This window comes from Streptococcus oralis (assembly GCF_023109315.1).
GTDB classification, from domain to species: domain Bacteria; phylum Bacillota; class Bacilli; order Lactobacillales; family Streptococcaceae; genus Streptococcus; species Streptococcus oralis_BS.
This window is the reverse complement of sequence record NZ_JALDUF010000001.1, coordinates 45,454-67,159: the sequence shown is the minus strand read 5'-3', so window position 1 is coordinate 67,159 and position 21,706 is coordinate 45,454. Positions and strand designations below refer to the sequence as shown.

18 protein-coding genes are annotated in these 21,706 nt (G+C 39.2%); 1 reads left to right on the top strand and 17 read right to left on the bottom strand.

The window, feature by feature from the left end:
- Positions 1 to 20: 20 nt before the first annotated feature.
- The 13 genes from M1F74_RS00315 to M1F74_RS00255 form a co-directional block, all read right to left on the bottom strand.
- Positions 21 to 1,049, bottom strand: coding sequence for a glycosyltransferase family 2 protein (locus M1F74_RS00315; RefSeq protein WP_084910633.1), 1,029 nt, complete (start codon positions 1,047 to 1,049; stop codon positions 21 to 23).
- Positions 1,050 to 1,062: 13 nt separating this feature from the next.
- Positions 1,063 to 2,040, bottom strand: a complete 978-nt coding sequence (locus M1F74_RS00310) for a glycosyltransferase family 2 protein (protein WP_084910630.1) — start codon at positions 2,038 to 2,040, stop codon at positions 1,063 to 1,065.
- Between the two features lie 15 nt (positions 2,041 to 2,055).
- Positions 2,056 to 3,054 carry a Stealth CR1 domain-containing protein gene (locus tag M1F74_RS00305; protein WP_084910628.1) on the bottom strand — a complete coding sequence of 333 codons (999 nt, stop codon included), beginning with the start codon at positions 3,052 to 3,054 and terminating at the stop codon, positions 2,056 to 2,058.
- Between the two features lie 168 nt (positions 3,055 to 3,222).
- Positions 3,223 to 4,488 carry a glycosyltransferase gene (locus M1F74_RS00300; RefSeq protein ID WP_247945965.1) on the bottom strand — a complete coding sequence of 422 codons (1,266 nt, stop codon included), beginning with the start codon at positions 4,486 to 4,488 and terminating at the stop codon, positions 3,223 to 3,225.
- Positions 4,485 to 5,657 (bottom strand): beta 1-4 rhamnosyltransferase Cps2T, encoded by a 1,173-nt coding sequence (gene cps2T, locus M1F74_RS00295; RefSeq protein ID WP_084910624.1) that lies wholly within the window; start codon positions 5,655 to 5,657, stop codon positions 4,485 to 4,487. The genes M1F74_RS00300 and cps2T overlap by 4 nt, the downstream gene beginning before the upstream one ends.
- Before the next feature lie 30 nt (positions 5,658 to 5,687).
- Positions 5,688 to 7,055, bottom strand: coding sequence for a sugar transferase (locus M1F74_RS00290; protein WP_180833765.1), 1,368 nt, complete (start codon positions 7,053 to 7,055; stop codon positions 5,688 to 5,690).
- Positions 7,056 to 7,077: 22 nt separating this feature from the next.
- Positions 7,078 to 7,770 carry a tyrosine-protein kinase gene (locus tag M1F74_RS00285; RefSeq protein WP_096421676.1) on the bottom strand — a complete coding sequence of 231 codons (693 nt, stop codon included), beginning with the start codon at positions 7,768 to 7,770 and terminating at the stop codon, positions 7,078 to 7,080.
- A 9-nt stretch (positions 7,771 to 7,779) separates the two neighbouring features.
- Positions 7,780 to 8,472 (bottom strand): capsular polysaccharide biosynthesis protein, encoded by a 693-nt coding sequence (cpsC, locus tag M1F74_RS00280; RefSeq protein WP_247945964.1) that lies wholly within the window; start codon positions 8,470 to 8,472, stop codon positions 7,780 to 7,782.
- 8 nt (positions 8,473 to 8,480) lie between these two features.
- Positions 8,481 to 9,212, bottom strand: coding sequence for a capsular polysaccharide biosynthesis protein Cps4B (gene cps4B, locus M1F74_RS00275; RefSeq protein WP_247945963.1), 732 nt, complete (start codon positions 9,210 to 9,212; stop codon positions 8,481 to 8,483).
- 1 nt (position 9,213) lies between these two features.
- On the bottom strand, positions 9,214 to 10,659 hold the full coding sequence (locus M1F74_RS00270; protein ID WP_247945962.1) for an LCP family protein: 1,446 nt from the start codon (positions 10,657 to 10,659) through the stop codon (positions 9,214 to 9,216).
- 191 nt (positions 10,660 to 10,850) lie between these two features.
- Complete coding sequence (locus tag M1F74_RS00265; RefSeq protein WP_000594267.1) at positions 10,851 to 12,812, bottom strand: peptide ABC transporter substrate-binding protein; 1,962 nt, start codon at positions 12,810 to 12,812, stop codon at positions 10,851 to 10,853.
- A 155-nt stretch (positions 12,813 to 12,967) separates the two neighbouring features.
- Positions 12,968 to 14,935: a peptide ABC transporter substrate-binding protein gene (locus M1F74_RS00260; protein ID WP_247945961.1), complete on the bottom strand. Its 1,968-nt coding sequence runs from the start codon at positions 14,933 to 14,935 to the stop codon at positions 12,968 to 12,970.
- A 168-nt stretch (positions 14,936 to 15,103) separates the two neighbouring features.
- A complete protein-coding gene (locus M1F74_RS00255) occupies positions 15,104 to 16,714 on the bottom strand; it encodes a glycoside hydrolase family 13 protein (protein WP_247945960.1) in 1,611 nt (536 codons plus the stop codon).
- A gap of 152 nt (positions 16,715 to 16,866) precedes the next feature.
- Between M1F74_RS00255 and M1F74_RS00250 the strand changes: the two genes are divergently transcribed.
- Entirely contained in the window at positions 16,867 to 18,351 is a 1,485-nt protein-coding gene (locus M1F74_RS00250; RefSeq protein WP_247945959.1) for a DUF1846 domain-containing protein, read from the top strand.
- Positions 18,352 to 18,485: 134 nt separating this feature from the next.
- Here M1F74_RS00250 and M1F74_RS00245 read toward each other — a convergent pair whose 3' ends face one another.
- From M1F74_RS00245 to M1F74_RS00230, 4 genes are read right to left on the bottom strand one after another with little or no spacing between them, the layout of a single operon-like run.
- Positions 18,486 to 19,517, bottom strand: coding sequence for a sensor histidine kinase (locus M1F74_RS00245; protein ID WP_247945958.1), 1,032 nt, complete (start codon positions 19,515 to 19,517; stop codon positions 18,486 to 18,488).
- The gene (locus M1F74_RS00240; protein ID WP_247945957.1) at positions 19,484 to 20,182 is read right to left on the bottom strand and encodes a response regulator transcription factor; all 699 of its coding nucleotides are present in this window, start codon (positions 20,180 to 20,182) and stop codon (positions 19,484 to 19,486) included. The genes M1F74_RS00245 and M1F74_RS00240 overlap by 34 nt, the downstream gene beginning before the upstream one ends.
- A 12-nt stretch (positions 20,183 to 20,194) precedes the next feature.
- A complete protein-coding gene (locus tag M1F74_RS00235) occupies positions 20,195 to 20,917 on the bottom strand; it encodes a lantibiotic ABC transporter permease (protein WP_247945956.1) in 723 nt (240 codons plus the stop codon).
- Complete coding sequence (locus M1F74_RS00230; protein WP_247945955.1) at positions 20,917 to 21,705, bottom strand: ABC transporter permease; 789 nt, start codon at positions 21,703 to 21,705, stop codon at positions 20,917 to 20,919. Before M1F74_RS00230 ends, M1F74_RS00235 begins: the two co-directional genes overlap by 1 nt.
- Position 21,706 lies beyond the last annotated feature (1 nt).

Below are 21,706 nucleotides of genomic sequence, written 5' to 3'. Positions count from 1 at the left end.
TTGTAAACAGAAATCACCAATCAATGTTTCCTAAACCTCTCATATCCCTTAATTTTATCCATTACCCGATTATATATCAGGCATAACTTATATTGTTTGAATCTCAATAATTTCCTAAACACAACATAACGTTTTCCAATTTGACTATCTAAATCCCTAAATTTGAAAACTTTTTGAAAATGATGTTTCTCAATTACGTCTTTAAGTTGTTCTGAAGCCTCGTTTAAGGTATACGTTCCATTTAACCATAGTGGACCAAAGTAACGGTCAATATAAACTGTCATTGCCTTAAGAACAACCATTCTTTCAATTAAATCTTTAGAGTCACTCTCTGGATATTGTTTCAAAAGTAAACGAATTTCCTTAACAAATTCAAGCTGACCAGTAAGATTTTTTTCATTGTAGTACATCAAACTATGAGTACCATTAACATAATAGAATTCTTTATCATCAAGTAGAACATTGTTAGCTATAGTTAATGCCGAAAAATTAAATAGAATATCCTCAGCAAACGACAGCTTTTCATTAAATCTAATTTGGTTATCTTGAACAAATTGACTTCTGAAAAATTTTCCAGCAATTCCGGGATGTATTGTATACTTACCAATTCCAAAATTAGCTTTAAATATACCAAGTTTATCATTTGGGGACACGGAAGTATAACTGACAACCCCTCCTGTATTTTTCACATCTGTAAATAACAAATCAAAATTTTGTTCTAAGTTCATAAAATATTCAACAAAATCACTTGAGAACAAATCATCACTATCTACAAAAGTTAAAAACTTACCACTCACCTGTTCTAATGCAGTATTTCTAGCAGAACTCACTCCACCGTGAGAATTTTTAAATAAATATAAATTTGGAAATAATCTCTGATAACGTTCAATTATCTCAATCGTATTATCCGAGGAGCCATCATCAACACAAATAACTTCAGTAATATCAGAGTAGTCGCCTATGGATCTAAAAAGACTGTCTAATGTTTCCTCAATGTATAGTGAGGAATTATATGTCGGCATTATAAAACTCAACAGCAATTCAGACATTTTTCTCTCCTTACTAATAATTAGGGTCTACACGTTTCCCCATACGTTGGAAAACCCCATCCCAAAAAGCTTTCCATATAATCGGGAGATTTTGTTTTAAATGACCCCGACGATTTGCTAAGACAATATGGTGAGCAATTAAAATTATAGGACTAAGTTGACGAACTTTCCAATTTTTTCCATAACGCTTATCAAAAATAATGTTATTTCTAATTTTATAGTAATTTCGCCAATTATATGGCTCTTCCTTTTTTACAACAGAAGGATCAACCTTTACAGCAAGTTGTCTATGCAACTGCGCCTTTGTAACAAAAATAATTTCTGAATATTTTTGTAGACGTTGTGCAAAATCTGAATCATCATATTCAATAAAAAAACCACTATCAGGTATACCAACTTTACGAAGTAACGACATTTCAACAACTGGACCTTCGAATGGCATATCAACAACTTTTATAGCATCATCATTAAACGGACCATAAGTTACTGTCTTCCTCATTTCTGTCCAAAACTTATGATAATCATCAAAATCAAAACCGATAATAGCGCGATCATCAAAATTTTCATCCGTACGATTTGGAATACCTACCTGTACATTCTGGGCACCCATTTGTTTCATGATTTCAGCTAAACAATTAGGTTCCGGATAGACATCATCATCCATAATCCAAACATAATCATAATTAAGCTCTGAAATTAATCGAATTCCATTTGCAAAGCCCCCAGCACCTCCTAGGTTTTCGTCATTATGGTAATAGTAAAAGTGCTTTCCATCTTTTTCGGTCGAATAAAGATAATTTTCTTTTATCTTATCACCTTTTGAGTCAACATAACCTAATTTAATAAGAGTTTCTTCAGTATTATCTGTAGCATTATTGTTATAAATTAAAACTCCTGAAATTTCCTGCTGTTGATTTAAAATACCTTCTAAAGCCTTTTGAAGATATTTTGAACGATTGTATGTAACAACTAGAGCACAAACAGTTGGCATAGTCTCACTCCTTTTTTATAATTCAAATACACTTTTCTCAGGTAACAACTTTTCCATTGTCGTAATAAATTCATGCATCACTTTCTCTTCATCATTGATATCAAATCCATCATTGATACACATAATTTGGTATTTGCCAGAATTCAGTAGCTTCCAAAAATCTGGTCCAGCATTATCCAAAGAAAAGAGGCCTCCTAACTTAGGATTTCCGATAGCGTATTGACCACTGGCAATTTGCCAATATTTAAAAAGCCAAACATTGGTATCAGAGGGATTCCTGAAACGACTCGCTGATGTTCTCTCCAAGACTGCTTTTTCCTTTTCCCATACCAAGTTCATCGTTGATTTTAATAGGGGGTAGGGCAGGTGACTCTCCCAGAAACCACAGATAAATTGACTATTTCTGTATAATAGCGACTTAACAATACTTTTTAATCCCTGCTTCGGATCAAAGAATTGGCCATTTTTCAAAATTTCATTTCGACTGAAATAGCTGGTGACAATCTCCATGTCATTTATCTGAAAATTTCCTGTTCCATATCTTTCAGGAATAATCGGTGAAAGTGCCGTATTATATTTGGGCAAACCATCCTCTGAGAAAAAATCTGTTGGTTCAACTGGAGCCGTCAAATACATATCGTCATTGAAAACCACAAAGTGCTCACTTAAACCAGAAATCTTATGAAGATTTGCTTCAATTGCATTAGAAGAAAAAACTGGTAGGTAGTCATTGCATATAATCTCTGTGTGATCTACCAAGACCAATTTTTCACTGTTTATATCTAACCAGCTTGGCTTTTGCTGGTCGGTCACGAGGTAGACCTTATTGACCCAAGGGGCAAACTTTTCAACCCCTCTAAACCAGTATTTAAAGGTTCCCCAATCACGGTAGGCTTTCACAGAATTCATACTGTTTTTAGAAGTATCCACAGCTCCAGAATATTTAGCCTTCTTGGCTTGCCAAATAGGATCTCCACCATCTACCCAAGTAACAACAAAATCTATTTTATTCATAACTAATCTTTTCTATCTATTTTATATAATTCCAAGAAGTTCTTAATATAACTATCCAAAAAATAATTCTACCTGCCGTATTATAGATGTCTACCAAATTGCAATTGTTTATCCTTAATGACCAAGTGCAAAACAACTGATATTAATTCATCTAATTAGCATTGTTTCTTACATTCTAACTCTTGAATAATATTCTATAATCTCTATTACGTGATCTTTCAAAGTTTTAAGTTTAACTGTCTCACGCTGGACACTATTCAATTTATCAAGTAGGTCTTGTTTGTCATAAAATATATGATTTTGAGAAACTAAGTCTTTTGAACCCACATTTTCACTAACAAATACATTAACACCATAAGATAACGCCTCCATCGTGATGAAACCAAATGTCTCCTTCCATTTACTAGGTACGATAAGAATATCTATATCAGCGTATATCCTATCGATAGTTTCTTTTGTAAAATAACCATTCTGTTGGATATAGGATGGGCAATCTTCATTTGGAAAATGCCCATATGTTTTAATATCATACTTTTCCAGATCTAAATCATCAACTATATTTAGAAAATCAAAATACCCCTTATATTCCTCATCAGGCCCAATATAAGCTACCACTGTTTTCTCCCGAGAATTAGAAAGAATATTATGCTTAGTTATTGAGCTGTTAGAAATGGAAACTATGCTATTATTTTTAGGGGTTATCTGATTAGCTTCATAAACTTCCTTAGCTAACTGACTATTGAAAAGGTAAGCATCTATCAACCCAAACATTGCTTTATAATATGAACGGAGACCACTGTAGTCAATAGCCTCTGTGACCTCACGAATTACTAAGTTTTTCTTGGATTTTGGATTTTTCCCAAGTATTTTCAGCAATTTCCGAATTGTTGGGTAAAAAGGGACTTGAAAGAGTCGAAGTTTCTTTACACTGAGAGCGTTGGAGGACATAACATTCCATGCTAAATTAGTATTATTACTACTATAATCTACTCCGTTAAAATAGAAATGCGGAACTGGCGCCAAACCATAATAATCATGGCTTGTAAATACAGTTTTAATCCCTAATTCTTTTGCAACTTCAAGAAATTCCTTATGTAAGCCTATAAGCGAGTGAATATGAATCACATCTACCTTGATGCTTTTCAAAAATTTCCTATAAGAAACTTTATCACAGCTCTTCATAAATTTATCTGGTTCTGAAATACCACCAAATAGAGCCAAGGGCAAGCTATTTATTATTTTGTAGCATTGGAATTTTCGATTCTCTGCTTTTTTTATTCTAACTTGCCTAAATATAAAAGAGATTTCTCCTGGATATAATGCAATTACTTCATGTCCATCTATAGCTTGCTGAGTCATCAAATCCTCAGCGTACTTGACAAGACCACCTGTACGTGATGGTTGAAAGCCTAAAGTATAATGCAAAATTTTCATACAATGAACACTTCCTCATAATCCGACACAATCTTTTCCCACGTAAATGCATCTACAATTCGTTGGCTAGACTTTTCGTCTAATTCCGAAATAGCATCTTCATCAAATCGTTCCACTTCTTCGATTACATGCGCTAACTCTTCTTTTTTCCAGTAAATGGCTCCATCCTCACCAACTTCACGGTTAAAACCAACATCCAGTAACAAATTTAGTTTTGTTGAGGCAAGGGCTTCTAGTAAAGAGGGGTTGGTTCCCCCAACCTCATGCCCATGGAAATAGGCAAAAGCATTTTCACGAATGTACTTGAGCAATTCTTGGTCATAGACCGTACCAACAAATTTAACCCTAGGATCTTTGTCAAAACCAGTATCCTGTAACAACTGGTCGTAAAATTTATTCTGCTCCACATTTGTAATAAGTACAAAGTCTTTCTTGGACTTAGACTTGATAAATTCACGAATCATGGTTTCGTAGTTGTTTTCAGGGACGAATCGTCCCACCACTAGATAATAGCCATTTTCGCTAACACCTTTTTCATGATACCAGTTCCGGACCTTGGTATCTTCTGCCTTCAGGCTTGAAGGAGCAGTATCTGTCCCATAGGCAATATAGGTGGTCTTTGGTTGATACTGCTTATAGTCCTCTTGGATATATTGTTCGATATTTTTGCTATCACATACCAATAAATCGGCATGCTTGACCATGAGTTTCTCTGAGAATTTCCAGTACTTACGAACTGGTAAGCTCCATTTTGCTCGTAGCCATTCATGTCCATCTGGATTTACCAGCATCCGGCCACCGATCGCACGAATTTTTTTCTTGAGTCCAGAAATAAAGGGCCCAATGCGACAAGCTAAAATGTAAAAAATGGGAGCCTCGTCCTTGTTTTCCTTAGCCAATTCAATAGCCTTATTGACCGCTGCAATATCGTAAGCGATAGCACGAGCCGGGCCAATATTAGGAACATCAATGTTGAAACAAATGGCCCCATTATGCTCAAACTGGTCATCCGTGATGCCAGATTTAGCTGAATTTTCACGCATACAAGCAACATAGTATTGTATGTTGCTGTCTTTTTGATATTCGGTTAATTTTTCAACAAAGGTTTCAAATCCTCCATACTTGGCAGGAATCCCCTTTGAACCAATGATATAAACTGACTGTTTCATTTCTCTCCTAACAAGACTGAGGGGCAGAAATTACTTCGCCCCATCTCTCATAAATACAACCTTAACGGTCTTCAATAAAATTTCAATATCTTTCCAAATAGTCCAATCATCAATATAGGCTACATCTAATTTGACAACTTCATCGAAATCCTTGATCTCGCTTCGTCCACTGACTTGCCACAAGCCTGTTATCCCAGGTTTAAAACTCAATCGACGTTTTTGTTCAGGTGTATACTTTTCATACTCATCCACTGTTGGGGGACGGGTCCCGACCAGACTCATATCTCCGATTAAAACATTCCAAAACTGAGGCAACTCATCTATGCTGGTCTTACGAATAAAGCGACCAATTGGTGTGATACGAGGATCATCATCAACCTTAAACATACCACCTTGCATGGTATTTTGAGCCAAAAGTTCTTGTTTGCGTTTCTCAGCATTCACGCACATAGATCTAAATTTATAGAAAGTGAAATGTCGGCCATTTTTTCCAATACGAGTTTGAGAAAAAATCGCTGGTCCACCATCTTTTCTAATCATTGGAACCAAAACAATACTCACCAAACCGCAGATAATCAGTCCGACAATTGAACCACAAATATCAATGATCCGTTTAGCGACCACATGACTAGGTTTATAAAATTTTGTTGAAAAAGATACAACATTCAAACCTGCCATTTCACGAATTTTTTTATCACTACCTAGATTATCGTTAAAAGCATTGAGATTGACTGTCACATCTATTCCCATGGTTTCAAAGAGAGAAATATAATCTTCAATGTTATACTCTTCACTAGGTAGATTGATAAAGACCTCATCGACAACTTCATGAGTTGTATAGTCTAAAATATTTTCAGCAGGAATGACTTTTAAATGTTCATGACGGAAGTTTGGCTGATCTAAAACACTAACCGCTTCTAACTCCCATAAAATTTCACTTGCTTCTATCAGTCTATCCATTACTTTCTCAACTCTAGAAGTCGCCGTTATCAAAAAGACTTTCTTTCTTCCTTTTAAGTTTGGGAATAGTCGTTTCCAATAACGCTTAATACATAGATTCATCAGATAAAGCAAAATGGAATGTATTATCAAAAAATACACCATCCCTCGTCTTGAAATGCTAAAACGATCTTCTAAGAAAAAATTCGAGATGCTAATCGCTAAAGCAAAGAAAATAATATATTTTGCTGTTCTGATAAACTCTGCCAAGTACCCTCTTTTGAAAAAATCTTGTCCGTAATCACTAATATGAAAGACAACATAATGGAGAATGTATAGAATTACCATTGAGGTATATACAATATCTGTTTCTTTAACAAAACTGAGCAAATAAGCTAAAATAATGACAAGAAAACTCTGGAAAACTGCCAAAGAAATCTTTAATCCCTTTTCTTCCATAATATCTTCCCTAGGCTATTTGTTATTTTTTGCCATAATTTCCGTAGGAGCCATAAGCCCCATATGATCCATACTTCTCAACTGAAGTATTGAGTTTGTTAAGCACAATTCCTAAGAATGGTTTGCTTGTTTGTTCGAGTTGTTCTTTAGCTTTTTGGACATCACGACGATTTGTTTCACCAGCCGCAGTTACTAAAACAGAAGCGTCACACTGCTGCGTGATAATCGCCGCATCGATAACAACTCCAATCGGAGCAGTATCTACAACGATGTAGTCAAAGTACTTGCGTAAGGTGTCAATCATGGTCGCAAAATTTTCACTTTGTAACAAAGCTGTTGGGTTTGGTGATACAGAACCCGCTTGAATGACAAACAAATTTTCAACATTGGTTTCACATAAACCTTGTGACAGGTCTGTTGTGCCTGACAAGAACTCTGTTAAGCCTGTAATCTTTTCCCGTGATTTAAAGACACCTGACATTACTGAATTACGGATATCCGCATCAATCAACAGCGTCTTATAGCCCGCACGCGCGAAAGCCCAAGCAATATTGGTAGAAGTTGTTGATTTTCCTTCTCCTGGTTTGACAGAGGTAATGGAAATCACTTTCAAGTTATTCCCACTCAATTGAATATTGGTGCGAAGGGCATTGTAGTATTCTTCTGCTTTTCTTGCCAAATCTAATTTTTTTTGTGCAATTTCTAACGTTGGCATTTTTCTCTCCTATTTCAATTTATCCAAATTTGGAACTACTCCCAATAGTGCAATTTGCATCACGTCCTCAATATCTTCTGGACGTTTCACTCGTGTATCCAAGAGCTCAACAAGGAGAACTGTGACAACCATCACAACCGCCCCCGCAAGGAATCCAACCATGGTATTGCGACGAATATTTGGTGAAGATGGCGATGTTGCAGGGCGTGCTTCTTCAAGTGTTGTCACATCCGAAACGCGAGTGACGCTGATGATCTTTTGAGCCGCAACCTCTCTCAAAGAGTTGGCGATACGGCTAGCTTCCTCAGGTGCACGGTCTGTAACAGAAATCGATACAATACGCGTATCCACTGGAACTGTTACCTTGATTTTACTAGCTAGACCTTTTGGAGGGAGTTCTAGTTTCAAATCAGTCGCAACCTTCTCTAAAACGTCTTGCGAAAGAATAATTTCGCGATAGTCTTTAACCAAGTAAGATCCTGCTTGCAAGTCTTGGTTTGTCAATCCCGACTTATCTCCCTGATTACGATTAACTACATAGATACGTGTCGTACTGGTATATTCAGGTTTCACGATAAAGCTACTGTAGGCAAAGGCTACTACCCCAGTTACGATTGCTACCAGTGCAATTAGAAATTTCCGTTTCCAGAGAATTTTAAGCAATTGAAATACATCAATTTCCATCATATTTTGTTCTTTCATTGTTTCTCCTAAATCAATTGATCCATTATTATTTTTCGTGGGTTATCTTTGAAAAGTTCCTTCGCCTTATCTTCGCCATACTTTTTAGCAATGATATCATAGGCTTCTTTCATATGAGGTGGTCTACGATCCAAATTATGCATATCGCTAGCAATGACATGAACTAGATCACGTTCCAAGAAATACTGAGCTCTCTTTTTCATGAATTTGTAGGTTTCTCCAAAGAGTTTTGGTTTCAAGACATGAGAACTATTGACCTGGGTATAGCACCCCATATCAATCAGTTCCCGAACTCGCTTTTCATTATTTTCTAGAGCATCGTAACGCTCAATATGGGCAATAACTGGTGTAATCCCTAACATGAGAATATCGCTCAGTCCTTTATGTATATCTCGATAGGGTGTATTCATACTAAACTCAATCAAAGCATAGTGACTATCATTGAGGGTTGGAATCAATTTCTTTTCCAATTTTTCGACAACATCTGGCGTATAGTATATTTCTGCACCATAAGCGATGACAAGATCATCTGCCACCTCTTTGGCCATTTCGCGAACTTTCAAAAAGTTAGTTGCTATTTTCTCTTCTGGCGTCTCAAACATCCCTTTACGACGATGAGACGTGGAAACAATGGTCCTGACCCCTTGACTATAGGCTTCTCTTAAAAGGTTTTTACTCTCCTCTATCGACTTTGGACCATCATCCACATCAAAAACGATGTGTGAATGGATGTCTATCATGCTACTTCCCCTCCATCACATCTTTGATAGCTGCCTTGGCTGCAGCCAAGCTACTTTCATCAATTTCCATCATATAGAGGTTGCTATCTGGCATAGCGTAGGATGGAAGATCCGTTCTACCAGTTCCTTTTAAGTCTTGGGAATTAACCTTATACTGACCACCACTATCCAACTGTGTATTAATCAAGTCCATCATGGTTTCCAAAGGCATATTAGTCTGAAGAGAATCTTGCAATCCTTGAATAATGTTGTCATAATTCTTTAAAGCCTCTGTCGAGGTTAGCTTCTGAATGATGGCAACAATGACTTTTTGCTGGTTCCGACCGCGGTCGCGGTCTCCATCCGCTAGAGAGTAGCGTTCGCGGACAAAACCAAGGGCTCTTTCAGAGTCTAGATGGACATTCCCGACAGGAAAATGGTACTGCCCATGCAAAGAAGTGAAATCTTGGTCATTATAAACATCCACACCACCTAGAAGGTCAATCAATTTCAAGAAAGAGGTGAAATTCAAACGAACATAGTAGTTAATATCAACTCCATATAGGTTTTCCAAGGTATGAATTGATGAGTCCACTCCATAAATCCCCGCGTGAGTCAATTTATCCTTTTGATTATTTCCTCCGTCCGCAATCGGAACATAAGAATCTCGAGGTGTTGTGGTGAGAAGGATTTTCTTAGTATCTCGATTTACAGTCATCAAGATGTTGACGTCTGAACGAGAAACTGAACTGATAGGTCCGTAGGTATCAATACCACTGATATAAATATTAAAGGATTGATTCTTAGATACCTTTGGTGCCGCAACATCCTTGGTTAGTTTTTTCGTATAGATTTTCTTAATCTTCGAAGCATAATCTGGATACTCCGCTTCAATGATGTTTTCAAAGACACTGTTCAAGACAATCGCTTTCGCATCACCTGAAATCAAGCTCTTATAGGCTGCTAAGTAAGATGCACTTTGTTCAACCGCCAAGTCTTTGTTCTGAGTCGTCTTAATATCCGCTATCAATTTTTGGATATTGTCATTATCCGTTTCAGTCGGACCTGTTACACTTTCCAACTGGGTAACGTTGTTGATTTCACTATCTTTTAAAACCACAACACTCATCGAATATTCTGAGTAGTTTGATGTCGCATTGATGTGATTAGTCAAGCCCACAAATTGGTGCAAAGCAAATAGCGAAACCGAACTAGTCAACACCGCAAGTACCAAAAAGAAAATCGTGAACTTTTCGGCTTTCTTATATACTATTAAAAGTAGAGCTGCGACAGCAGATAGTAAAACTAGAACTGTAGCTAAGATATTGAGATGTCTAAAGGCTAGGATGTTATGTCTAAAAATTAAGAACAACAAAGAGCCACTCAATAATAAATAAATGGCTAATAAAACTATATTAATACTTCGTTTCACATTTCCTGAACGATTTCTCTTTGAACGTCTACTCATGGTAATCCCCTATACACGTTAATAATTATAATTATTATATCACAATCATGAAAGAAATTCCATCCATTCCTGCTATTATCAGCGTTTTCATTCATTTTTTCTTATCTATATTTTGAATTTATGACTTCCATTAACAGAATCCTTGATAAAACAAAAACAAGGCCCCTTATCATGGGGCCCCATTTCTGTTTTTATTTGATATGATTTTCAAACTCTTTTTGGCTCTTTTCAATAGCCTTTTTACTTTCTGCTTCCCACTTAGCCTTGGCTTCGTCAAATTGTTTCTTGGTAACAGGGTCTTTTTGCAGTCTCATGTACTTATAATTATTTCCGTCACCCTTGATGCCCACTAGGGAGTAGGCACGTGTAAACGGAGTTACTTTAGTTACAGAGGCTGTACCACCATTTGACATAGCAGACATGATTAGAGAATTGTCAATCATCCAAGCTTGAGCTTCGGCGTATTTTTCATAACGCTTAGCGACATCTTTGTTCTCGGCATCTGCTTCTTTCAGGAGTTGTGTATAGGTATCTAACCCTAGACTCTTAATGAGTTCTTGGTCTTCCTTGGCATCAAGACCAAAAATCTTGAGATAGAAGCCGGTCTCAGCATTGAAGGGGTCTAGATAAGTTGATGGATCCTGGTAATCACCAACCCAACCATCAAAGTTTAGGTCGTAGTCACGAGCTGCTGGATTTGGTGCTAGGAAGGCAACATTTCCAAAGTCATCTGTAGAAAGCTGTTGAACATCAATGACGATATTGTCAGAACCTAGTACTGTTTCAAGGGTTTGTTTAACTGAGTTCATACCAGAAACCGCATTTTTATTCGTCTGATCAACAGGAACATCCAAATGGATTGGGAAAGTCACGCCTTGGGCTTCCAATTCCTTTTTAGCTTCTGCAAATTTTGCTTGGGCCTTTTCCTTGTTAAAGTAAGCATCTTGAGCGTCTGCCAAATTGATACCTGACCACTCAGTTCCATAGTTTACAAGTTTAGAAGCTGTCACTTCTCCAAAGGTCTTATCTCCCACCTGGACAAATGTTGGTGGAACTAGAGTATTACGAAGGGTCTTGCTTGCTGCTTCTTCACCGTTAGATTGAGCAGAGTAGGCTGTTCGATCAATACCAAAGTTGATAGCCTGACGGAAGTTTTTATTTAAAATAGCTATTTGAGTTGATTTCTTTTGTTCGTCCGTTGTTTTAGCAGTATGATTATAGGTCTTACGGTTGACGTTAAAGTTAAAGTACCAAGATGTCTTGTCTTGTAAGCTATAAACGATATTGTCTTGGTATTTTTCTTTTGTCTTGGCATAGTTCGAACTATTTGGATAGACTCCCGCAATTGAGTAGGCACCATTTTCAAAGTTTCGAATGGTCATCTCCTGATCTGACCCATCAAAGTAGGCTAACTTAACTTTTTCAATGGTTACTTTATCATGGTCATAGTAGTGTGGATTCTTCACATATTCGATCGAAGATTTTGATGTGAAATCTTTTAACAGATATGGACCGTTATAAAGGATGCTGTCTGGTGTCAAGGTACCAAAGTCTTTATCTTTTGATTTCAAGAACTCTTCATTGACTGGGAAAAGGATACTATTAGTCGTCTTTGAATTCCAGTACGGTTCTGGTCGAGTCAAAGTGTACTCGACTGTGTAGTCATCTAAGGCTTTGACACCAACAGTTGAAAAGTCATTAGTCACACCCGTCACATAGTCATCTAATCCCTTGATTGAATTTTGGATCAGATCCATGGCTTGCCCCTTGTTGTCCGCGGCATATTTGATCCCAGTGACAAAATCCTGAGCCTTGACTGATGCATATTCCTCACCATCAGCTGTATACCATTTGGCATCTTTTCTGAGCTTGTAGGTATAGGTCAAACCATCTGATGAAACTGACCAATCCTCCGCAAGAGCAGGTACGAGGTTCCCATAGCTGTCATTCTCTAACAAACCATCTACGAGATTGGTAATAACGGCAGTGTTATCTGCATAATAATCTAGAAGATAGTTGAAAGTTGTTGGATTCGCACTAAATGTTGATGAATAAGTGCTAGTATTTGTGTTGAACTGTCCACATGCCGAAAGCAAAATACCTGTCGCTAAGACAAGACCTGTCCCGATTAGTCTTTTTTTCATTTTGATCATCTACTCCTCAGTCACTCATCTATGTTACGTTTTATAACATAACCATATTTTATCAAATTTATTCAAAAATGTAAAGTTACTGCTTTTATGACGACTAGTGTCTCAAAACAAAAAAGAAAGCACAGTTTCCTGCAACTTCCTTTTCTGTTTATAGATTACTTGACGTGTTTTTCAAGTTCTTTTTGGTATTTGGCATTTGTTTCGATTTTTTCTTGTTGCCATTTCTTGAAGGCTTCTTCGTATTCTTTTGCAGTCACAACATCATTTTGCAACTCCAATCCTTTGAACACAAATGGGTCTCCCTTGATTCCGACTTGAGAGTAGGCTTTTGTGAACGGTACAGTACGGCTAACCGTTGGAGAACCACCTGAAGAAGCAACTGGGATTAAGAGTGAGCTATCAGACACCCAAGCTTGAGCTTTGGCGTATTTTTCATAACGCTTATTAAGGTCGCTAGTTTCAGCTGCAGCATCATCCAAGAGTTTCTTGTATTCGTCCAGTCCAACCTGAGCCATCACTTCTGGATCTTTTCCGCGAGTAATTCCCAAGTGTTTGAGGGCAGAACCCTTCTTGGCATCAAGAATATTGAGGTAGGTAGCTGGGTCTTGATAGTCTGGTCCCCAACCAGTTCCGTTCAAGTCATAGTCTTTTTGGGATGGAACCTTGGCTTGAGACGTAATGCTCATTTTCTCATTATCGGTCATTTGAAGGACATCGACAATGACATTTTCAGTACCAAGTGATGATTCGATAGACTGCTTGAGTGAGTTAGTTTGCTGAACCGCTATTACATCTGTTTGTTCAACTGGGATATCCAAATGGATTGGGAAGGTAACACCCTTGGCTTGCAATTCTTCCTTAGCTTTAGCAAAGGCTGCCTTGGCTTTTTCAGGACTGTAAATCGTATCCTTGCCATCTGTAAGGGCTACATCTTTCCACTGGTCTCCATATGAAACGAGCTCTGCCTGAGCCAACTCTCCAAAAGTTTTTTCACCTACTTGAACGTAGTCATGAGGCACTAGGCTGTTACGGATAATCTTGTCCGCACCTTCTTCACCATTCAACTGAGCAGTATAAGAATGACGATCAAGAGCAAAGTTCAGCGCCTGGCGGAAGTTCTTGTTAAGAAGAGCTTCTTTTGTTGAAGTTTTTTGAGCTTCGTCTGTTTTGGCTGTTTTATTGTAAGACTGGCGGTTTACGTTAACAGTGAGGTAGTAGCTAGTCGCTTCTTGTGGACTATAGACAATCTTATCGCCGTACTCTTGTTTAGTCGACTCAAAGTTTGAGCTTGTTGGGAAGAGTCGGGCTGTTGTATAGGCACCTTGAGTAAAGCTACGAATCAAGGATTCTTGGTCTGATCCATCGTAGAAGGTTAGTTTAATATTGTCAATCTTGACATTGTCCTTATCCCAGTAGTTTGGATTCTTTTCATATTCAATGGCTGATTTTGAAGTCAATGATTTCAAGAAATAAGGACCGTTATAAAGGATGCTTGATGGGGTTGGCGCACCGTAGTCGCCCCCTTTAGAATTCAAAAACTCTTCATTTACTGGAAGCATGGTCGCAGTTGTGACTTTAGAGTTCCAGAAACTTTCTGGCTTGTTGAGCGTATATTCTACCGTGTAATCGTCAACAGCCTTGACTCCTACTGTAGAAAAGTCATTGCTTTCTCCACTGATGTAGGCAGCTAATCCTTTGATAGAATCTTGAATCAAAGTAAGACCATCTGATTTTCCATCAGCTGCGTGTTTTAGACCAGTAACAAAATCCTGAGCCTTGACTTCAGCATACTCTTCTCCCTCAGAAGTATACCATTTCACACCCTTACGAAGTTTGTAGGTATAGGTCAAGCCATCTTTAGAAACGGACCAGTCTTCTGCAAGCGACGGAATCAAGTTCCCGTATTTATCGTTTTCCAAGAGGCCATCGACAACGTTCGCTATAACATCAGAAGTTGAACTCTTGCTCGTCACACTGTAGTCCAAAGATGATGGATCCATAGCATAGACATAAGAGAATGTCTTGGGCGCATCAGCCTTCTTTTCACTTTTCCCACAAGCAGTTAAAAGAAGGGCTGCACTCAAGACAGCACCTGCTCCTAAGAGCCACTTTTTCGATTTCATAAGTAATCTCCTTAAAGATAGTGTTTTCACCATTATACCCTATTTTTTCATAAAAGCAAGGGCTTTCGACAGATTTTTTAGAAAATTCTAACAAATATTTTTAAAGACTTTTCTACATATTTTTTAGTAAAAAAACCTCAAGCATCAAAGACTTGAGGTTCTCTTATTTTAGTTAGTCATTTCCACACAGAAAGCATCCCATGGCTCTAAGGTTTGTTTTTCAACTGCTTCTTTAGCAGTAGTGTTTTCAATCAAGATTGACTTAACTCTTCCTTCTACTGAAAGGTTTTGTTTTTCATTGGACAAGTTAGCCACAACTAGGAAGCGGCAGTCACCGTCCTTACGGATATAGGCAAAGACCTTGTCAGCTGTATCAAGCAATTCAAAATCAGCTCGAATCAGCCAACTATTCTCCTTACGGATTTGAACGAGTTTTTGATAGGTATAGAAAATAGAATCTGGATTTGCCAGTGCTTCTTGAACGTTGATTTCTTGATAGTTTGGATTAACCGCCAACCAAGGTTGACCTGTTGAGAAACCAGCGTTTTTGCTCTCATCCCACTGCATCGGAGTACGGGCATTATCACGACCGATGACACGGATGCTGTCCATGATTTCTTCTATCGGAACGCCTTTTTCAAGAGCTTCACGCGCATAGTTGAGAGATTCAATATCTTCTACTTGGTCCAGTGTTTCAAATGGATAGTTGGTCATCCCAATTTCCTCACCCTGGTAGATATAAGGTGTCCCTCTCATAAGATGAAGCAGGATTGCAAAGGCTTTGGCGGATTTTTCGCGATATTCTTGGTCATTTCCCCAAATAGAGACGATGCGAGGAAGGTCATGGTTGTTCCAGAAGAGGGAATTCCAACCATCTTCAACTCCCAGCTCTGTCTGCCATTTGTAAAAAATCTCTTTTAATTTCCCTACATTTAACTCTTTTTGGTAATGCCACTTAGGTTGCCCTTCCTGATATTGAAGACAGATGTGTTCAAACTGGAAGACCATAGACAATTCTTGTCCCTTTGGATCCGAGTAGAGCTTAGCAATCTCTGGCGTTGCTCCCCAGGTCTCTCCTACTGTTAAGAGATTCTTATCTCCAAAGGTCGCCTGATTCATTTCCTTGAGATAGGGATGAAGCATAGGACCATTATTAACCACTTTCTCATCAGGAATTTTTCCAATCATGTCAATAACATCCATACGGAAACCACCAATACCTTTATCAATCCAAAAGTTCATCATCTCGTAAATTTTCTGGCGCAGTTTTTCATTTTCCCAGTTGAGATCCGGCTGTTTCTTGCTGAAAAAGTGGAGATAGTACTGACCTGACTTTTCATCGTATTCCCAAGCAGACCCACTAAAGATAGACTCCAAATCATTAGGCTCATCCCGCCAGACATAGTAGTCACGCTCGGGGCTATCAGGATTTTCACAAGCCTCGACAAACCAGGCGTGCTCATCCGAGGTATGATTGACCACCAAGTCCATGATAATTCGAATGTTACGCTTCTTGGCTTCCGCGATCAATTCATCCATATCCTCCATGGTCCCGAAAATAGCTGCAATCGCTTGATAATCAGCAATATCATAACCATTATCATCCATCGGACTGTCATAAACAGGAGAAAGCCAAATCGCTGTGATTCCTAACTTGGATAGATAGTCCAACTTACTCGTAATTCCTGGCAAATCACCAATGCCATCTCTGTTGCTGTCCATAAAACTCTTTGGATAGACTTGGTAGACTACAGCATTATGCCACCATTTTTCTTGCATCTTCTTACCTCATTATTTTAATAATCTATAGTCTATGATAGCGCTTTTTTTAACTTAGTGCAAGCGTTTGCTTAATCTTTTTAATTTCTTTTTTAGCTCCGTAGTTTCCTAACTTTCAATTTTTTATTATAATAGAGGTCAGAGGTAAAAAAATGAAAAAACAAGCTTTTAGTTCTGAACAATATCTGAATCTACAGCGCGACCACATTTTGGAGCGCATCAACCAATTTGACGGCAAGCTCTACTTGGAGTTTGGCGGCAAAATGTTAGAAGATTTCCACGCTGCTCGCGTTCTTCCTGGTTATGAGCCTGACAACAAAATCAAGCTCTTGCAAGAATTGAAAGAGCAGGTTGAAGTTGTGATCGCCATTAACGCAAGCAACATCGAGCATTCTAAAGCGCGTGGCGACCTAGGCATTTCTTATGACCAAGAAGTTCTTCGCTTGATTGACAAATTCAATGAGCTGGGAATTTTTGTTGGCTCAGTTGTCATCACACAATACGCAGGGCAACCCGCTGCAGATACCTTCCGAAACCAACTTGAGAAAAATGGGATTGATTCTTATCTTCATTACCCAATCAAAGGATATCCGACTGATATGGACCACATCATTTCTCCAGAAGGTATGGGGAAAAACGACTACATCAAAACCAGTCGCAACTTGATCGTCGTAACAGCTCCTGGACCTGGTTCTGGAAAATTGGCCACTTGTATGTCCAATATGTACCACGACCAAATCAATGGTATCAAGTCTGGTTACGCTAAATTTGAAACCTTCCCAGTTTGGAACCTTCCCCTTCATCACCCAGTCAACTTGGCCTACGAGGCTGCAACCGCAGACCTTGATGATGTCAACATGATTGACCCATTCCATCTTCAAACCTATGGAGAAACCACTGTCAACTACAACCGTGATATCGAAATTTTCCCAGTGCTCAAGCGCATGTTAGAGCGCATCCTCGGCGAATCTCCATACGCTTCTCCAACAGACATGGGTGTCAACATGGTTGGCTTCGCTATTACAGATAATGAGGCTGCTATCGAAGCCTCTAAACAAGAAATCATCCGTCGCTACTATCAGACTGTACTTGATTTTAAAGCTGAAAAGGTCGGAGAAACTGCTGTCAAGAAGATTGAACTTCTCATGAACGATCTCGGTATCACACCTGCAGACCGTCAGGTTGCTGTCGCTGCACGCCAAAAAGCAGAAGAAACTGGTGGCCCTGCCCTAGCCCTTGAATTGCCAAATGGGGAAATCGTGACTGGTAAAAACTCTGAACTCTTTGGTCCTACAGCTGCTGCCTTGATCAATGCTATCAAAAAATCAGCTGACATCGCTAAGGAAGTGAAACTAATCGAGCCTGAAGTCGTCAAACCAATTCAAGGTCTTAAAATCGATCATCTAGGTAGCCGCAATCCTCGCCTCCACTCAAATGAAATTTTGATTGCGCTAGCCATCACAGCTATGGAAAATCCTGATGCTGCGCGTGCCATGGAAGAACTTGGTAATCTCAAAGGAAGCGAAGCTCATTCAACCATCATCTTGACCGATGAAGACAAGAACGTCCTTCGCAAACTAGGCATCAACGTAACCTTTGACCCATACTACCAATACGACCGCTTGTATCGGAAGTAAATAAACAAGGCTGGACAAAAACTCAATTTGAGAGAAAAATCCAGTAAATCTTTACATAATAAAAAAATCAAACGCATAATATCAAGTCTTTTGGACACTTGGTATTATGCGTTTTTATGGTTTTCCATTCTCATTTATTTCAATGAAATTGTCAACTCAACACAAGCTCCTCCTTGCTCTGGATTGAGCAGGGTTAGACAACCACCATGCAAGAGAGCGACCTGCTTAGAAAAGGCTAAGCCAATACCATGATGGGGATTAGCTGAATTGCGGCTTTGGTCACTCTGGTAAAAGAGCCGTTCCGCTCCCAGCAGCATCTCCTCTGAAAATGAAGGGCCGTTGTTCCAGATAGCAAAAACCAACTGGTCCTGCTGCACTGATACCGTTAGCTTGACTTCCTTTTGATCCTGGTCTGCATGTTCAAGCGCATTCAGTAAAATATTGAGCAAAGCCCGTTTGAGATAGTCCAAATGAATCGACAAAATCAGACTAAGATCACAATCTTCTTGGAGATAAAAACGATAGCTTTCCTGTTTACTGAACAGTGCCCAATCGTCCTGGAGATAAGCCAAAAATTCCTCTAAGGAAAGCTGACTGAACTGATTAGAATCAATCTGAAAAGCCTTAGCGTAATCAATAAGAGAGCCACAATACTCTTCCATCTTGTGACTGGCCTGCAAAATCTCAGCAGCATAGTCTGCCTGTGGCTGGCCTAACTGCGCCAATTCCAAGAGCTCAGCATTACCCTTAATCACAGTTAGGGGCGTTTTCAAATCGTGCGATGTCGCTGATAGCTGTAAAATCAACTCCTGATTATGCTGCTGCTCTTTTTCTAGAAGACGAGCATTTTCTTGGTGGCTGCTCCGTAAATCGCTATAGACTTCGAGCATTTCCTCGATCCGAAAAAGCTGGCTTTGATTTTCTTCTAAAAGCTTCTTACTCGTTAGCATTTTTATTTCCCTGTCGATTTTTCGGAGCAATTTCAAAATATGATAAAAAGTAATCAGCAGCAAGCTCCCTGCCCAAAAGAACAAGGTGAAAAGAACGTGATCACTTCCTTGCGTAAATTCATAACCTATAAGCACAAAAATCAAAACATGAAAAAAGACGATCTTTAAACTGGTTGTCCAGACTAGGCTTTTGAAATTTCGGGTTCTAATTGCCATCTATAGCCTACTCCTCTCACTGTTGCGATTGCTTGCAGCCCTTCTTGTTTGCATTTTTGGCGAATCTGATATACGTATTCTGAGATAGAGCGAAGCTGTGTTTCTGAGCTTTCTGGGTAAAGCAAGGTATGCAGGCGTTCAGCTGAAAAGGTCTGCTTGGGATTGCTAGCTAGTAAATGTAGCAACTTAAACTCTCGCTCTGAAAATTTCAAGACTTTACCAAAACAGGCAACTTCATAGCGCTCTGGATAAAATTGACAAGAAGCAATTTCAGAGTATCGCTCCTCCCGTCTTTCCTCCCGCCGAAGATGAGCTCTGACACGCGCCAGCAATTCTTTGGTTCCAAAAGGCTTGACAATATAGTCATCTGCTCCGCGAAAGAGTCCTTCCACCTTGTCCGCCTCCAATTCCTTAGCCGTCAAAAAGATGATCGGACACGAAAGATGAGGACGAATGTAGGAACACAGCTCAAAACCGTTAACAGGCTCCATCATCACATCCAGCAGAATCAAGTCATATCCGACAAAATGCGTCAAATCTAGCTCTTCTATCCAATCAAGCGTCGTCACATCATAAGCATCGAGCTCTAGGACGTTTTTCACCAGCTTCAAAATGCTCCAGTCGTCATCAACCACCAAAATACGATACTGTCTCATGAGTTCCATTATAGCATACCTCTAGCGAACATCTCGTTTCAAGGTTAAGAATATAGCAGAGCTCCAAACCAAAGCTAACCATAACAACTGTATTCCCAGACCTGACAGATCTATTGACTGCTGAAGCCCTTCATACTCAAAAAGATTTAGCGTAGCTAGATCGGGCAGGTATTTTGCTTCTTTGATGAAAGTCGCTAATAAACGGCTGAAACCAATCAAAAGAGGAAAGAGCACCGACACCGGCACAACCCAAGATTGAAATAGCAAAGCGAGGCCAGCAGTTAAAAAAGCCAGAAAAAGATTGCTGAGAAGACCAAAAAAGCTGTAATAGAGGAATTTCTCTAGTAAGGACCAGCTAAAGCTTAGGTCAAAACGAGCCAGCATAACAAGGAAACAGCTGCCTATCATGACACTGTAGAGAACCAAGAGCAGCAAGTCCAGAAAAAGGAATTTCCCAGCCAACCAAGCCTTTCTATTTGATACGGTTAGAAAATTCGTTCGCATCCCAGACTTGACAAACTCTTGGGCAAAATAGAGAGAAGTGAAGATGACGATGACAGGCTGCGCCAGATAGAGGGCATGCAAAACCTCGCTCAGAGCCTTCGTCTGGCCAACTGCTGTCTGACTATAGTCAAGATTCATCAGGAAAAAAGGAACGACTACCAGAACCACCAAGGCTGCACCAAGAGCGAGATAGTAAGAACGAAACTTAATCCATTCACTTCTAAGCAGAGCTTTTATCATCAGTATCGCCCTCCTAAATCCGTCTTCAAAAAGCGCAGAGAAGCCATGCCGCCGATGACTAGCAACCATGCACCAAGTATCAACAGCCCTTGCAAGGGATTGTTAGCATATTGGGAAGTTGGCGTTGCAGCAAACAACTCTCCTGCTGGCTGTGGCAAATAAGTTCCCCAACTCGTGTGAGCAGCTAGGTAGTTTCCTAAATTATAGATTTGGGGTACGAGAAAAAGCAGAGGAACTAGCATGGTCCGAGCCAATAAACCTAACAAAAATGAAAGGATTCCTAATAAGGTTAGAGATAAGGTTTTCCACAAAATCAAACTCCAAGCTGCCGGATTGAGCAGAATCGGATCAAGCCCTTCCTTTCCTAAAGCCAGATGCATGACCATATAACTAAAGTAGATTGATAAAAAGCTAGTGGCAAGAGAAAAGCAAGCAAAGGTCATGAGTTTCCCCACAAGCAACTTCAGGCGGTTATTACAGGTCAAGAGACTGGTTCTCAAGCTATGAGACTGAAATTCCATAGCTCCCAAAATTCCAGCTAAGATGACCAAAACCATGACCGCCATAGAAGCCCCGTTGAGACCTAGATATTCCAGCGGATCAATGGCATTTATCAGATTAGGAACCGTCTCAGGTGTAGCATCCAAGCCGATAGACAGATACTGTCGGCCCTCCAGCCAGGATACGACAGGCACCAATAGCAGCATGAGGGCCATACTCACTTTGAAAGCCTTGATTGATCGGATTTTCAACCATTCTGAATGCAATAAGGACATCGTTTCTTTCATC

Excerpts from the sequence above, each read along its gene's own strand:
- M1F74_RS00315 (WP_084910633.1), bottom strand. The coding sequence starts at position 1,049 with ATGTCTGAATTGCTGTTGAGTTTTATAATGCCGACATATAATTCCTCA.
- M1F74_RS00310 (WP_084910630.1), bottom strand. The coding sequence starts at position 2,040 with ATGCCAACTGTTTGTGCTCTAGTTGTTACATACAATCGTTCAAAATAT.
- M1F74_RS00305 (WP_084910628.1), bottom strand. The coding sequence starts at position 3,054 with ATGAATAAAATAGATTTTGTTGTTACTTGGGTAGATGGTGGAGATCCT.
- M1F74_RS00300 (WP_247945965.1), bottom strand. The coding sequence starts at position 4,488 with ATGAAAATTTTGCATTATACTTTAGGCTTTCAACCATCACGTACAGGT.
- cps2T (WP_084910624.1), bottom strand. The coding sequence starts at position 5,657 with ATGAAACAGTCAGTTTATATCATTGGTTCAAAGGGGATTCCTGCCAAG.
- M1F74_RS00290 (WP_180833765.1), bottom strand. The coding sequence starts at position 7,055 with ATGGAAGAAAAGGGATTAAAGATTTCTTTGGCAGTTTTCCAGAGTTTT.
- M1F74_RS00285 (WP_096421676.1), bottom strand. The coding sequence starts at position 7,770 with ATGCCAACGTTAGAAATTGCACAAAAAAAATTAGATTTGGCAAGAAAA.
- cpsC (WP_247945964.1), bottom strand. The coding sequence starts at position 8,472 with ATGAAAGAACAAAATATGATGGAAATTGATGTATTTCAATTGCTTAAA.
- cps4B (WP_247945963.1), bottom strand. The coding sequence starts at position 9,212 with ATGATAGACATCCATTCACACATCGTTTTTGATGTGGATGATGGTCCA.
- M1F74_RS00270 (WP_247945962.1), bottom strand. The coding sequence starts at position 10,659 with ATGAGTAGACGTTCAAAGAGAAATCGTTCAGGAAATGTGAAACGAAGT.
- M1F74_RS00265 (WP_000594267.1), bottom strand. The coding sequence starts at position 12,812 with ATGATCAAAATGAAAAAAAGACTAATCGGGACAGGTCTTGTCTTAGCG.
- M1F74_RS00260 (WP_247945961.1), bottom strand. The coding sequence starts at position 14,935 with ATGAAATCGAAAAAGTGGCTCTTAGGAGCAGGTGCTGTCTTGAGTGCA.
- M1F74_RS00255 (WP_247945960.1), bottom strand. The coding sequence starts at position 16,714 with ATGCAAGAAAAATGGTGGCATAATGCTGTAGTCTACCAAGTCTATCCA.
- M1F74_RS00250 (WP_247945959.1), top strand. The coding sequence starts at position 16,867 with ATGAAAAAACAAGCTTTTAGTTCTGAACAATATCTGAATCTACAGCGC.
- M1F74_RS00245 (WP_247945958.1), bottom strand. The coding sequence starts at position 19,517 with ATGGCAATTAGAACCCGAAATTTCAAAAGCCTAGTCTGGACAACCAGT.
- M1F74_RS00240 (WP_247945957.1), bottom strand. The coding sequence starts at position 20,182 with ATGGAACTCATGAGACAGTATCGTATTTTGGTGGTTGATGACGACTGG.
- M1F74_RS00235 (WP_247945956.1), bottom strand. The coding sequence starts at position 20,917 with ATGATAAAAGCTCTGCTTAGAAGTGAATGGATTAAGTTTCGTTCTTAC.
- M1F74_RS00230 (WP_247945955.1), bottom strand. The coding sequence starts at position 21,705 with ATGAAAGAAACGATGTCCTTATTGCATTCAGAATGGTTGAAAATCCGA.